The sequence below is a fragment of the Pseudomonas protegens genome (genome assembly GCF_003732485.1).
GTDB classification, from domain to species: Bacteria; Pseudomonadota; Gammaproteobacteria; order Pseudomonadales; family Pseudomonadaceae; genus Aquipseudomonas; species Aquipseudomonas protegens_B.
Genome location: NZ_MOAK01000066.1, coordinates 151,899 through 165,066 on the forward strand (window position 1 = coordinate 151,899; position 13,168 = coordinate 165,066).

9 protein-coding genes and 1 pseudogene are annotated in these 13,168 nt (G+C 61.8%); 4 read left to right on the plus strand and 6 right to left on the minus strand.

Going from position 1 to position 13,168, the window contains the following annotated elements; translation table 11 throughout:
- Window positions 1-13: 13 nt before the first annotated feature.
- Together BLX41_RS17730 and BLX41_RS17735 are read right to left on the minus strand one after the other, a co-directional pair.
- Window positions 14-328 carry an SCP2 sterol-binding domain-containing protein gene (locus BLX41_RS17730; protein ID WP_011061945.1) on the minus strand — a complete coding sequence of 105 codons (315 nt, stop codon included), beginning with the start codon at window positions 326-328 and terminating at the stop codon, window positions 14-16.
- Between the two features lie 50 nt (window positions 329-378).
- Window positions 379-1,089 carry a histidine phosphatase family protein gene (locus tag BLX41_RS17735; RefSeq protein WP_123725934.1) on the minus strand — a complete coding sequence of 237 codons (711 nt, stop codon included), beginning with the start codon at window positions 1,087-1,089 and terminating at the stop codon, window positions 379-381.
- Between the two features lie 203 nt (window positions 1,090-1,292).
- Here BLX41_RS17735 and sohB point away from each other — a divergent pair, with 203 nt between their 5' ends.
- Window positions 1,293-2,318, plus strand: a complete 1,026-nt coding sequence (sohB, locus tag BLX41_RS17740) for a protease SohB (protein WP_123725935.1) — start codon at window positions 1,293-1,295, stop codon at window positions 2,316-2,318.
- Between the two features lie 281 nt (window positions 2,319-2,599).
- On the opposite strand, the gene BLX41_RS17755 is transcribed toward sohB, so the two are convergent.
- Window positions 2,600-3,094: a DUF934 domain-containing protein gene (locus tag BLX41_RS17755; RefSeq protein ID WP_123725936.1), complete on the minus strand. Its 495-nt coding sequence runs from the start codon at window positions 3,092-3,094 to the stop codon at window positions 2,600-2,602.
- Window positions 3,078-4,736 (minus strand): nitrite/sulfite reductase, encoded by a 1,659-nt coding sequence (locus BLX41_RS17760; protein ID WP_123725937.1) that lies wholly within the window; start codon window positions 4,734-4,736, stop codon window positions 3,078-3,080. The genes BLX41_RS17755 and BLX41_RS17760 overlap by 17 nt, the downstream gene beginning before the upstream one ends.
- 596 nt (window positions 4,737-5,332) lie before the next feature.
- Here BLX41_RS17760 and BLX41_RS17765 point away from each other — a divergent pair.
- Window positions 5,333-6,418 (plus strand): ABC transporter substrate-binding protein, encoded by a 1,086-nt coding sequence (locus BLX41_RS17765; protein WP_123725938.1) that lies wholly within the window; start codon window positions 5,333-5,335, stop codon window positions 6,416-6,418.
- 6 nt (window positions 6,419-6,424) lie between these two features.
- Here the strand turns inward: BLX41_RS17765 and BLX41_RS17770 are convergent, their stop codons facing one another.
- Complete coding sequence (locus tag BLX41_RS17770) at window positions 6,425-6,646, minus strand: DUF2970 domain-containing protein (RefSeq protein ID WP_123725939.1); 222 nt, start codon at window positions 6,644-6,646, stop codon at window positions 6,425-6,427.
- A 161-nt stretch (window positions 6,647-6,807) separates the two neighbouring features.
- Window positions 6,808-10,518 (minus strand): methionine synthase, encoded by a 3,711-nt coding sequence (gene metH / locus BLX41_RS17775; protein WP_123725940.1) that lies wholly within the window; start codon window positions 10,516-10,518, stop codon window positions 6,808-6,810.
- Between the two features lie 154 nt (window positions 10,519-10,672).
- Between metH and BLX41_RS17780 the strand changes: the two genes are divergently transcribed.
- Window positions 10,673-12,964: a fatty acid cis/trans isomerase gene (locus BLX41_RS17780; protein ID WP_123725941.1), complete on the plus strand. Its 2,292-nt coding sequence runs from the start codon at window positions 10,673-10,675 to the stop codon at window positions 12,962-12,964.
- Between the two features lie 143 nt (window positions 12,965-13,107).
- Window positions 13,108-13,168 (plus strand): annotated as a pseudogene (locus BLX41_RS35635) (Fe-S biogenesis protein NfuA); the annotation flags it as partial.

The window sequence follows — 13,168 nt, forward strand, 5'->3', positions numbered from 1 at the left end:
ACCTTGCGCGGTCTTAGGCTGGGAACAGCTCGCTCAGTTTCATGGCCAGCATCATGTCGCCTTCGGCGCGCAGTTTGCCGCCCATGAAGGCTTGCATGCCGTCGGTCTCGCCGCTGACGATGCCGTCCAGGGTTTCGCCGTCCATCACCAGGGTGACTTGTGCGTCCGGGTTCTCGCCTTCCTTGAGTTCACAGGTGCTGTCCTTGACGACCAGCGAGAAGTGCTTGGAGTCATCGATGCGGAAACCGAAAACCAGGTCCAGGCCGGCAGCGGCAGCTGGGTTGAACTTGGCTTGCATGGCTTGTACGGCGTCAGCTACGGAGGTCATGGTTCGATCCTTTTATGGGTGGTTACAGCAAGGGTCACAGTAAGCCGGGCTCAACGGAAAGTGATGAGCTCCGGGGCCTTCAACAGTTGCAGATGGGCATGACCGTTGAAGGAAGCCAAAGACACCTCGCGCCCGCGGAACTTCAGCTGGTTGAGCGAGGTGTTGACGATTTGCCAATTCAGTTCGAAAGCCTGCTGGGCAGGTATCCGGGTGATCAGGTGGAGCAGGGCGGTGATAGTGCCGCCGGAGGTGAATACCGCGATCTTGTGCGGGTTGTCCGCCGCTTCGAGAATTCGTTGCAGGCCGCCCTGGACGCGCTCGACGAACCCCAGCCAGCTTTCCAGCCCGGGCGGATCGTAAGTGCCGGCCAGCCAGCGCTGGATGATCAGGGCGAAGATGCGTTGGAATTCGGCGCGGTTGTGCGCGGCATTGCGCAGGATATTCAGGGCCTCGGGTTCCTGGGGCAGCAGGTCGGGGAGCAGGGCGCGGATGATGGCGTCGGCATCGAATTCGTTGAAGGCTGAATCGATTTCCAGTGGCGGGTGGTCAACACCGGCGGCGCTCATCTGTTCCATGGCGGTTTGCGCGGTGTGCTGCTGGCGCCGCAAGTCGCCGGACAGGCAGCGATCGAAGTTCACTCCAAGGGCGGCCAGATGATCGCCGAGAACTGCCGCCTGGCGCACGCCGGTGGCGGACAGCACGTCGTAGTCGTCTGCACCGAAAGAGGCTTGGCCATGTCGAATCAAATAGATGCTGCCCACGTCCGCGTCGTCCCGGTACGTTGAAAGTTTTGCGAGGTTATGAGGATGCCGGTGAGCTGTCAATGAAAAAACATACGCTTGTTTGAAATGCTTGTTGGAGCCTCGTTACACAAGGTTTCGCGACTGGTGGCCGGCCGGTCACGTCGGTATGCTTGAGCCCATTACGCTGCTGGTTGGCAGCGGTCCATGTTTGAGGAGTCCCTGTGGAGTTTTTCGCCGAATACGCCAGTTTCCTGGCCAAGACCGTGACCCTGGTGGTCGCTATCCTGGTGGTACTGATCACTGCCGCTGCCCTGCGCAGCAAGGGTCGCCGCAAGGGCGCCGGGCAGTTGCAGGTCAGCAAGCTGAATGATTTCTACAAGGACCTGCGCGAGCGCCTGGAGCAGAGCCTGCTGGACAAGGATCAGCTCAAGGCCCTGCGCAAGGCCCAGGGCAAGACCGAGAAGAAACAGAAGAAACAACCGGCCGAGGCCAAGCCCCGGGTGTTCGTGCTGGATTTCAATGGTGATATCAAAGCCTCGGCGACCGAAGGCCTGCGCCATGAAATTACCGCCTTGCTGAGCCTGGCCACGCCCAAGGATGAAGTGGTGCTGCGCCTGGAAAGCGGTGGCGGCATGGTGCACAGCTATGGTCTGGCCTCGTCGCAATTGGCGCGTATTCGCCAGGCCGGGGTGCCTCTGACCGTGTGCATCGACAAGGTCGCGGCCAGCGGTGGCTACATGATGGCGTGCATCGGCGAGAAGATTATCAGTGCGCCGTTCGCCATCCTCGGCTCCATTGGCGTGGTGGCGCAGTTGCCCAACGTCAATCGACTGCTGAAGAAACACGACATCGATTTTGAAGTGCTGACGGCCGGTGAGTACAAGCGCACCCTGACAGTGTTTGGCGAAAACACCGAGAAGGGCCGGGAGAAGTTCCAGGAAGACCTGGACGTGACTCATCAATTGTTCAAGAACTTTGTGTCCCGCTATCGCCCGCAATTGGCCATTGATGAAGTGGCGACCGGTGAAGTCTGGCTGGGCGTGGCGGCGCAGGAAAAACTGCTGGTGGACGAGCTGCAGACCAGCGATGAGTACCTGGCCGACAAGGCCAAGAATGCCGAGGTTTTCCACCTGCACTATGCCGAGCGCAAGAGTCTGCAGGAGCGCGTAGGCCTGGCGGCCAGCGGTTCGATTGATCGCGTGTTGTTGACCTGGTGGAGCCGTCTGACCCAGCAGCGTTTCTGGTAAGCCCACCGGCCTTGTAGGCGCTGGCTTGCCAGCGAAGGCGGTCGCAAGATTTGCACAAGGCCCGAGGGCCTCTTCGCCGGCAAGCCGGCTCCTACAGGGAGTGCGTTGTTTGTGGGCGTGTGCTGTAGGAGCTGGCTTGCCAGCGAAGGCGGTTGCCAGGTTTGTACAAGGCCCGAGGGCCTCTTCGCCGGCAAGCCGGCTCCTACGGTGAGAGTGGTAGGTCTGCACAAAAAAGCCCTGAACCGGGAAACCGGTTCAGGGCTTTTTGTTGGCGCCAGGGCTTAGCGGCGACGGAACAGCGGCAGCGGTTCGTCGGTGGCAGCCTGGTAGGTCACCGAGAAGTCCTTGAGGCTTTCCAAGGCTTCATAGGGGTCCTTGTCGGCCCGCAGTGCATAGGCGTCGAAGCCGCAGCGGTGCAGGTAGAACAGCTGGTCGCGCAACACGTCGCCAATGGCCCGCAATTCGCCTTTGTAGCCATAACGGTCACGCAGCAGGCGGGCGTTGGAGTAGTTGCGGCCATCGGTAAAGGCCGGGAAGTTCAAGGCAATGACCTGAAAATGCTGGACGTCGTCACCGATCTCCTCGGCCTCTTCGTCCGCATCCAGCCACACACCCAGGCCACCGTCGCGAGCCTTGAGGGCATGGGCGTGATCGCGCCACAGGGCCAGCGGCACGATCAGGTCGTCGCAGTTGGAGATGCCGTCGAGGGTCGAGTCCTTGGGCAGCAGGTGCCAGGTTTCGTCGATGACCTCGTTGTTCTTAATGATTCGCTGCATAGACGCGCTCCTTGAAGAGGTCGATGCCAATACGTTGATAGGTGTCGATGAAGCGTTCGTCTTCGGTACGTTGTTCAACGTACACGTCGATCAGCTTCGAGATCACGTTGGGCATGTCGTCCTGGGCGAAGGACGGGCCGAGGATCTTGCCCAGGCTGGCGTCGCGGCTGGCGCTGCCACCCAGGGACACCTGGTAGAACTCCTCGCCTTTCTTGTCGACACCGAGGATGCCGATATGGCCCACGTGGTGGTGACCGCAGGCGTTCATGCAACCGGAAATGTTCAGGTCCAGCTCGCCGATGTCGAACAGGTAGTCCAGGTCGTCGAAACGGCGCTGGATCGATTCGGCGATTGGGATCGACTTGGCGTTGGCCAGGGAGCAGAAGTCACCGCCCGGGCAGCAGATGATGTCGGTCAGCAGGCCGATGTTCGGCGTGGCGAAGCCGTTTTCACGCAGCTCGCCCCACAGGGTGAACAGCTGGCTTTGCTCGACGTCCGCCAGAATCACGTTTTGTTCGTGGGACGTGCGCAGTTGGCCGAAGCTGTAGCGGTCGGCCAGGTCGGCGATGGCGTCGAATTGCTTGTCGGTGACATCCCCAGGCGCTACGCCGGTGGGCTTGAGCGACAGGGTCACGGCGACATAGCCGGGCTTCTTGTGGGCCAGGGTATTGCGTACGCGCCAGCGGGCGAAGCCTGGGTGTTGCTGGTCCAGGGTGGCCAGTTCGGCGTCCTGGTTGCTCAGGGTCTTGTAGTCCGGGTCGACGAAGTGCTTGGCCACGCGATGCACTTCGGCTTCGGTGAGGGTGGTCTGGCCGCCGCGCAGGTGGACCATTTCCGCCTCGACCTTCTCGGCGAACACTTCCGGCGTCAGGGCTTTGACCAGGATCTTGATCCGCGCCTTGTACTTGTTGTCACGACGGCCGTAGCGGTTGTAGACCCGCAGGATGGCGTCGAGGTAGCTCAACAGGTCCTGCCATGGCAGGAATTCGTTGATGAAGGCGCCGACCACCGGGGTGCGGCCCAGACCGCCACCCACCAGCACGCGGAAGCCCAGCTCGCCGGCGGCGTTGTACACCGGCTCCAGGCCGATGTCGTGGACCTCGATGGCTGCGCGGTCGGAAGTCGAGCCATTGATGGCGATCTTGAACTTGCGCGGCAGGTAGGCGAATTCAGGGTGGAAGGTGGTCCATTGACGGACGATCTCGCACCAGGGGCGCGGGTCGATCAACTCGTCGGCGGCGACACCGGCAAACTGGTCGGTGGTGACGTTGCGCAGGCAGTTGCCGCTGGTCTGGATGGCGTGCATCTGCACCGTGGCCAGCTCGGCCAGGATCTGCGGCACGTCTTCCAGGGCCGGCCAGTTGAACTGCACGTTCTGCCGGGTGCTGATGTGCGCATAGCCCTTGTCGTAGTCGCGGGCGATCTTGGCCATCATCCGCGCTTGGCGCGAGGTCAGTTGGCCGTAAGGCACGGCAACCCGCAGCATCGGGGCAAAACGTTGGATATAAAGGCCATTCTGCAGGCGCAGGGGGCGGAATTCCTCTTCGCTCAGCTCGCCTGCCAGATAGCGTCGGGTCTGATCACGGAACTGCTTGACGCGGTCCTCGATGATCCGCTGATCGTACTCGTCGTATACGTACATATAGGTCCAGTTCTCAGGCTACAGGCGGCGCTCAAGCGCACTTGGCAAATACTGCGGTGAACGGCTTCGGTACGCTGCTTGGACTAGTGTCCGCCGGGTTTTTCAGCGGTTTCACCTCGTCTTGCCTTCGTTCACGCTCAACGCCACCCATGTAAGCAAATCTGCGCGCACGGCCGCGCACTCCCAACGGAGCCGCCGAACGATACCAGTTTGCGGTTATGCGCAAAAGTGATGTTTGAGTATATGCACAGAACCAAAACGACTAACGGTAGGGGCGTGAGAGTAACCCTGTTTGTGGTAGGGGCAATACTGGTCTTAACTGTGGTCGTGTCTTTGAGCAGTCACCGACAAAATCTACTAGAGGCGATGCTATGAGCCATCCAACCAAAGTAAGGAAAAGTGACAGTAGCGTTGATGCTTGGGCCATTCTCTTTCTGATCATACTGGTCGTGGGTACGGCCGTGTTTTGGGTCAGCCACCAGTAGTAGAGCGTAAAAAGAAGAGCCCGAATTGTCGGACGATCAGGATAATTTGCCGCCGTTGGCTAGCACTTTGCCAGTTATACTGCCTGGGATATTCCAGGGGCTCTTTTCACAATGTTCAAGGTTCTGTGCACGTGGGTGATATGTCTGAGTTGGCCGTTCTGGACGGCGGCTCACGCGACGTCGGTGGTGTTTCTCAATCCCGGCAATTCGACGGAAACCTTCTGGGTCAGCTATTCGCAGTTCATGCAGGCCGCTGCCCGGGACCTGGGGATGGACCTGCGCATTCTCTATGCCGAACGCAATCCGCAGAACACCCTGGAACAGGCCCGGGAGCTGTTCCAGGGTGCCGAAAAGCCCGATTACCTGATGCTGGTGAACGAACAGTACGTGGCTCCGCAGATCCTGCGTCTGTCCCAGGGCTCCGGGATCAAGCTGTTTATCGTCAACAGTCCTTTGACCCTGGACCAGCGGGAATTGATCGGGCAGAGCCGGCAGAACTATTCGGACTGGATCGGCAGCATGGTGGGCGACGATGAGGAAGCCGGCTACCGCATGCTCAAGGAGCTGCTGCACAAGCTTGGGCCGGTCCCGGCAGGGCACGGCATCGATCTCCTGGCATTTTCCGGGCTCAAGGTCACACCTGCGGCGCAGTTGCGCGAGCGCGGTCTGCGCCGGGCCCTGGCCGAATACCCGCAGGTGCATTTGCGTCAGTTGGTTTATGGCGAATGGAACCGGGAGCGCGCCTACCGCCAGGCGCAACAGTTGCTCAAGCGTTACCCGAAAACCCAACTGATCTGGTCGGCCAATGACGAAATGGCCCTGGGGGCCATGCAAGCGGCTCGGGAGCTGGGCCGCAAGCCGGGAACGGATCTGCTGTTCAGTGGGGTCAACAGTTCGCCCGAAGCCCTGCAGGCATTGATCGACGGCAAGTTGTCGGTGCTGGTGGCGGGGCATTTCACCCTGGGTGGCTGGGCTCTGGTGGCGTTGCACGATGACGCCCTGGGGCTGGACGCCCGACGCTTGGGGGGGCCGGATTGGCAGTTGTCGCTGTTCCAGCCACTGACCCCTGACCAGGCCAGGCAAATGCTGCGGCTGGGGGATCAGGTGGGCGCCCGGTTCGATTTTCGCGGGCTGTCCGCCCAAGGCAAGCCGGACGGCTATCGCTATCCCTTCAGTCTGAAACTGCTACTGCACTGACGCCGCTCAGACCCCCGCCAGGTGCATGGCCAGCTTGGCGATGCCCAGCAGCACCAAAACGAACAGGGTGGTAAAGAGAATGCCCAGCACAATGAAGTGACTGGGTTTGCCGTGACTGAAGTCCCGGGCGCGATTTTTTCCGCTTTGCACGCCGAAGGCTGCCGCCAGCACGCTCTGCATCATTTGCAGGAAGGTTGGGGGCTGATTGTCGTTGCTTGGATCGTCCATAAATCCCTCGACACGGTTGGGTGTCAACAGAGCATAGACAATGCCGCCTGTGATGGCGGCTGCACTTGCGTAGGAGCCGGTTCGCCGTTGAAGAGGCCCGAGAGTCTTGCATCGCACGCTCGACCGCCTTCGCCGGCAAGCCGGCTTCTACCGCGTCTGGGTCAGTTGTCGTAGCCCAGGTTCGGTGCCAGCCAGCGTTCGCTTACGGCCAGGTCCTGGCCCTTGCGCTCGGTGTAGCTCTGCACCTGGTCCTTGTCGACCTTGCCCACGGCGAAGTACTGCGCCTGCGGGTGGGCGAAGTACCAGCCGCTGACCGCCGCCGCCGGGAACATGGCGAAGTGTTCGGTGAGGAACACGCCGCTGCGGCCGGCGCGGCCTTCGCTGGCCTCGGGGTCGAGCAGGGCGAACAGGGTGCTCTTCTCGGTGTGATCCGGGCAGGCCGGATAACCCGGGGCAGGGCGGATGCCGCTGTACTGCTCCTTGATCAGCGCCTCATTGTCCAACTGCTCATCCTTGGCATAGCCCCAGTAGTCTTTACGCACCTGCTGGTGCAGCCACTCGGCGCAGGCTTCGGCCAGACGGTCGGCCAGGGCCTTGACCATGATCGAGTTGTAGTCGTCGCCGGCATCCTGGTAGGCCTTGGCCACTTCCTCGGCGCCGATCCCGGCGGTGGTGATGAAGCCGCCGACATAGTCAGTGATGCCGCTGTCCTTGGGCGCCACGAAGTCCGCCAGGGAGAAGTTCGGCTTGCCGTCGGTCTTGATGATCTGCTGGCGCAGGTGATGCAGGCGCGCCAGGGGCTGGCCGTCATCGCCGTAGACTTCCAGGTCGTCGTCCTGCACCTGGTTGGCCGGCCAGAAGCCGAACACTGCGCGAGCACTGATCAGCTTCTCGTTGATCAGCTTGTCGAGCATCTCCCGGGCGTCCTTGTAAAGGGCGGTAGCGGCTTCACCGACCACCTCGTCTTCAAGGATGCGCGGGTACTTGCCGGCCAGGTCCCAGGAGATAAAGAACGGTGTCCAGTCGATGTACTCGGCCAGCACCTTGAGGTCGATGTTGTCCAGCACCCGGGCGCCGGTGAAGGTCGGTTTGACTGGCTGGTAGGCGGCCCAGTCGAACTGCGGCTTCTTGGCGATGGCCGCGGCGTAGCTCAACCGCTCGGTGCGGGCGCTGCGGTTGGCGGTGCGCTCGCGCACTTCCACGTATTCCTCGCGGGTCTTCTCGACGAAGCCGGCCTTGAGCTCCTTGGACAGCAACTGGGTGGCCACACCCACCGCGCGGGAGGCGTCGGTGACGTAGACCACCGCGTCATTGCTGTACTTGGGCTCGATCTTCACCGCAGTGTGGGCCTTGGAGGTGGTGGCGCCACCGATCATCAGCGGCAGGTGGAAATCCTGGCGCTGCATCTCGCGGGCGACGTGGACCATCTCGTCCAGGGACGGGGTGATCAGCCCGGACAGGCCGATGATGTCGCACTTCTGCTCCTTGGCCACCTGGAGGATCTTCTCCGCCGGCACCATCACCCCGAGGTCGACGATGTCGTAGCCGTTACAGCCCAGAACCACGCCGACGATGTTCTTGCCGATGTCGTGCACGTCGCCCTTGACCGTAGCCATGAGGATCTTGCCCTTGGCCTCCGGCTTGTCGCCTTTCTCCAGTTCGATGAACGGAATCAGGTGCGCTACCGCCTGCTTCATCACCCGGGCGGACTTCACCACCTGGGGCAGGAACATCTTGCCGGCGCCGAACAGGTCGCCGACCACGTTCATGCCGGACATCAGCGGCCCTTCGATCACTTCGATCGGGCGGCTGAAGCTCAGACGCGATTCTTCGGTATCTTCGACGATATGGCTGGTGATGCCCTTGACCAGGGCGTGCTCCAGGCGTTTGTTGACCTCCCAGCTGCGCCATTCCTCGGTTTCGGCTTCCTTGACGCTGCCATCGCCCTTGAATTGGTCGGCGATGGCCAGCAGGGCATCGGTGCCATTGGGCGTGCGGTTGAGTACCACGTCTTCCACGGCATCGCGCAACTGCTGCGGGATCTGATCGTAGATCTCCAGCTGGCCGGCGTTGACGATGCCCATGGTCAGGCCGTTGCGGATCGCGTACAGCAGGAACACCGAGTGGATCGCCTCGCGCACCGGGTTGTTGCCGCGGAACGAGAACGACACGTTGGACACGCCGCCGGAGCTCAGGGCGTAGGGCAGCTCGTCGCGGATGTAGGCGCAGGCGTTGATGAAGTCCACTGCGTAGTTGTTGTGTTCCTCGATACCGGTGGCCACGGCAAAGATGTTCGGGTCGAAGATGATGTCTTCCGGTGGGAAGCCCACTTCATTGACCAGGATGTCGTAGGAGCGCTTGCAGATTTCCTTCTTGCGCGCCTCGGTATCGGCCTGGCCGACTTCGTCGAAGGCCATCACCACCACGGCGGCGCCGTAGCGCTTGCACAGTTTGGCGTGGTGAATGAACTGCTCGACGCCTTCCTTCATGCTGATGGAGTTGACGATGCCCTTGCCCTGGATGCACTTGAGGCCGGCTTCGATCACTTCCCACTTGGAGGAGTCGATCATGATCGGCACGCGGGAGATGTCCGGCTCGCCGGCGATCAGATTGAGGAAGGTCACCATGGCCTTCTTCGAATCCAGCATCCCTTCGTCCATGTTGATGTCGATCACCTGGGCGCCGGCTTCCACCTGCTGCAGGGCGACTTCCAGGGCCTCGGTGTAGTTGTCCTCGCGGATCAGCCGGGCGAACTTGGCCGAGCCGGTGATGTTGGTGCGTTCACCGACGTTCACGAACAGCGAGCTGCGATCGATGGTGAAGGGCTCCAGGCCCGACAGGCGGCAGGCCTTGGGAATGTCCGGGATCTGTCGCGGGGCATAACCGGCCACGGCTTTGGCGATGGCGGCAATGTGCCCCGGGGTGGTGCCACAGCAGCCGCCGACGATATTCAGGAAGCCGCTCTGGGCGAATTCCTCGATGACCTTGGCGGTTTGTTCCGGCAGTTCGTCGTATTCGCCGAATTCGTTGGGCAGACCGGCATTGGGGTGCGCCGAAACGTGGGTACTGGCCTTGTTCGACAGCTCTTCCAGGTACGGGCGCAGTTCGCTGGCGCCCAGGGCGCAGTTCAGGCCCACCGAGATCGGCTTGGCGTGGGCCACGGAGTTCCAGAAGGCCTCGGTGGTCTGGCCCGACAGGGTACGGCCGGAGGCATCGGTGATGGTCCCGGAAATCATGATCGGCAGCTCGACGCCCAGTTCTTCGAACACGCCCTGTACGGCGAAGATCGCCGCCTTGGCGTTCAAGGTGTCGAAGATGGTCTCGATCAGGATCAGGTCGGCGCCGCCTTCGATCAGGCCCTTGGTGGACTCGGTGTAGTTCTCCACCAGTTCATCGAAGGTGACGTTGCGGTAGCCGGGGTTGTTGACATCGGGCGACAGCGAGCAGGTACGGCTGGTCGGGCCCAGGACGCCGGCGACGAAACGTGGTTTGTCCGGGGTCTCCTGGGTCTTGGCGTCGGCGATCTTGCGCGCCAGTCGTGCGCCCTCTACGTTTAATTCGTAGGCCAGTTCTTCCATGCCGTAATCGGCCATGGAAATGCGCGTGGCGTTGAAGGTGTTGGTTTCCAGGATGTCGGCGCCGGCATCCAGGTAGGCTTTTTCGATGCCACCGATCACGTCCGGACGGGTGATCACCAACAGGTCGTTGTTGCCCTTGACGTCGCTGGGCCAGTCTGCGAAACGCTTGCCACGGTAGTCCTGTTCTTCGAGCTTGTAGCTCTGGATCATGGTGCCCATGCCGCCATCGAGAATCAGGATGCGCTCTTTGAGGGCTTGCTGGAGAGCGTGGAGGCGAGCACTGCGATCAGACATGAGAACTACCTGGTAGGGCCATTACGAAGGGCGTGGATCATAGCAAACCTGCATGGTTTTGCGGAATGTGCGGGTTTTTCATGAATATCGCTCATGTTGGTCGGTGGGCGACCCCGGTAGAATCGCGGCGTTTTTTATTTTCGGGATCAGGGACATGCCGTATCGTTTTGTCGTTGCCAGCGCTTTGCTGCTTCTCAGTTCACTGTGCATGGCCGAAGGTCCGGCTCCGACGATTTCCTACACTCGCGACATCCAGCCGATCTTCACCGAGAAGTGCGTGGCCTGTCATGCCTGCTACGACTCCGCCTGTCAGCTGAACCTGGGCAGTGGCGAGGGGGCCGGTCGCGGCGCCTCGAAAATTCCGGTGTATGACGGCGAGCGCAGCAAGGCCCAGGCCCCGACCCGACTGTTCTACGACGCCAGTGGCAAGGCGGCCTGGCAGCGCCAGGGCTTCTATTCGGTGCTCGACGCCCAGGGCAGCCAGGCAGCGCTGATGGCGCGGATGCTGGAACTGGGGCATCGCACGCCGCTGCAGCCCAATGCCAAGTTGCCCCGTGAAATTGCCCTGGGCCTTAGCCGGGAGAACATGTGCCCGCAGCCGGGGGAGTTCGCCGCCTATGCCGGGGCGCACCCGAAAGAGGGCATGCCGCTGGCGGTCACCGGCCTCACCGATCAGCAATACCAGACCCTGCAACGCTGGCTGGCCTCAGGCGCGCCCATCGACGAGCAGGGCCTGGCCCCCAGTGCCCGGGAAAGCCTGCAAGTGGCCCAGTGGGAGAACCTGCTCAACGCCCCTGGCGCTCGGGAAAGCCTGGTGGCGCGCTGGCTCTACGAACACTGGTTCCTGGCCCATATCCATTTCGAAGGCGGCGAGCCGGGGCACTTCTTCCAGTGGGTGCGCTCCCGTACTCCCAGCGGCCAGCCCATTGACCTGATCAACACCCGTCGCCCCAACGACGACCCGGGCACCCAGGTGTATTACCGCCTGTGGCCGGTGCAAGGGGTGATCGTGCACAAGACCCACATCACTTACCCGCTGAGCGCGGCGAAGATGGCCAGGGTCAAGACCCTGTTCTACAGCGGCGACTGGCAGGTCACTGCCTTGCCGGGCTACGGACCGGGGCGCCGGGCCAATCCGTTCGAGACCTTCGAGGCGATCCCGGCCAAGGCCCGCTACCAGTTCATGCTCGATAACGCCGAATACTTCGTGCGCACCTTCATTCGTGGCCCGGTGTGCCGCGGGCAGATCGCCACCGATGTGATCCGCGACAACTTCTGGGCGCTGTTCCAGGCCCCGGAACATGACCTGTACATCACCGATCCGGCCTATCGCGGCCAGGCCACGCCGCTGCTGGCCATGCCCGGGCAGAACGATGATGTCGGCAGCGTCCTCAGCCTGTGGCTGTCCTATCGCGACAAGCGCAACGAATACGAAGCCCTGCGTCGCGACTTCTATGCAGACTCTCCGGCACCGAGCTGGTCGACCCTGTGGGCCGGCAACGACAACGCGCTGCTGAGCATCTTCCGTCACTTCGACAGTGCTTCGGTGACCAAGGGCCTGATCGGCGAGGTGCCGCAGACGATGTGGCTGTTCGACTATCCGCTGCTGGAGCGCACCTATTATCAGCTGGCGGTGAATTTCGACGTGTTCGGCAACGTTTCCCACCAGGCCCAGACCCGGCTGTACTTCGACCTGATCCGCAACGGCGCCGAGCAGAACTTCCTGCGCCTGATGCCCGCCGGTACCCGCGAGGACTTCCTCGACGACTGGTACCAGAACAGCGGCAAGTTCAAGATGTGGCTGGATTACGAGTCCATCGACGACGACAAGCGCAGCGCACTGAAGCTTGACCTCAAGGACCCGAAAAAGGACTTCGCCAACCAGTTGCTGGCCCGTTATGGCGACCTCAACGCCAAGCCCGACCCGATCAATCGTTGTGACAGCGCCTATTGCTCGCGGCCCAATATCGACCCGGCGCTGCAGGATGCCGAGCAGGCCCTGAGCAGCCTGGCGTCGCGTCCGGCGGCGGGGCTCAAGGTCATTGAGCAGTTGCCGGAAGCTACCCTGCTGCGGGTCCAGGCCCCGAGCGGCAAGCGCGAGTTCTACAGCATGCTGCGCAATCGCGCCCACAGTAACGTGGCCTTCATGCTGGGCGAATCGTTGCGCTACCAGCCAGGCCTGGACACCCTGACCCTTTTTCCGGGCATTCTCAGCAGTTATCCGAACTTCATGTTCAACGTTCCGACCGAGCAGGTGCCGGCGTTTGTCCAGGCCATGCAAGAGGCCAGGGACGCCGCCAGCTTCGAGAAGATCGTCGATCGCTGGGGGATTCGCCGCAGCCACCCGCAGTTCTGGCAGTACTTCCACGACCAGACCCGTTATCTGCAGGAAGTCGACCCGGTGGAGGCCGGTGTCATGGACATGAACCGTTACGAAAACCTCTGATACAGGGCCGCTATCTGTCCTCGGGCCGCCCACTGGCGGGGCCCGGGGATGCCCTATATCAAGGTCTATCCCGACAAAAATACTAGGACTTTGTCAGCGGCGTCGATTGGCGTAAACTGCGCCCACGTCTGCGAGGAACCACCATGAGCGCCATAACCATTACCGACGCCGCCCACGATTATCTGGCTGATCTGCTATCCAAGC

Excerpts from the sequence above, each read along its gene's own strand:
- metH (WP_123725940.1), bottom strand. The coding sequence starts at position 10,518 with ATGTCTGATCGCAGTGCTCGCCTCCACGCTCTCCAGCAAGCCCTCAAA.
- BLX41_RS17760 (WP_123725937.1), bottom strand. The coding sequence starts at position 4,736 with ATGTACGTATACGACGAGTACGATCAGCGGATCATCGAGGACCGCGTC.
- BLX41_RS17780 (WP_123725941.1), top strand. The coding sequence starts at position 10,673 with ATGCCGTATCGTTTTGTCGTTGCCAGCGCTTTGCTGCTTCTCAGTTCA.
- BLX41_RS17765 (WP_123725938.1), top strand. The coding sequence starts at position 5,333 with ATGTTCAAGGTTCTGTGCACGTGGGTGATATGTCTGAGTTGGCCGTTC.
- BLX41_RS17755 (WP_123725936.1), bottom strand. The coding sequence starts at position 3,094 with ATGCAGCGAATCATTAAGAACAACGAGGTCATCGACGAAACCTGGCAC.
- BLX41_RS17730 (WP_011061945.1), bottom strand. The coding sequence starts at position 328 with ATGACCTCCGTAGCTGACGCCGTACAAGCCATGCAAGCCAAGTTCAAC.
- BLX41_RS17770 (WP_123725939.1), bottom strand. The coding sequence starts at position 6,646 with ATGGACGATCCAAGCAACGACAATCAGCCCCCAACCTTCCTGCAAATG.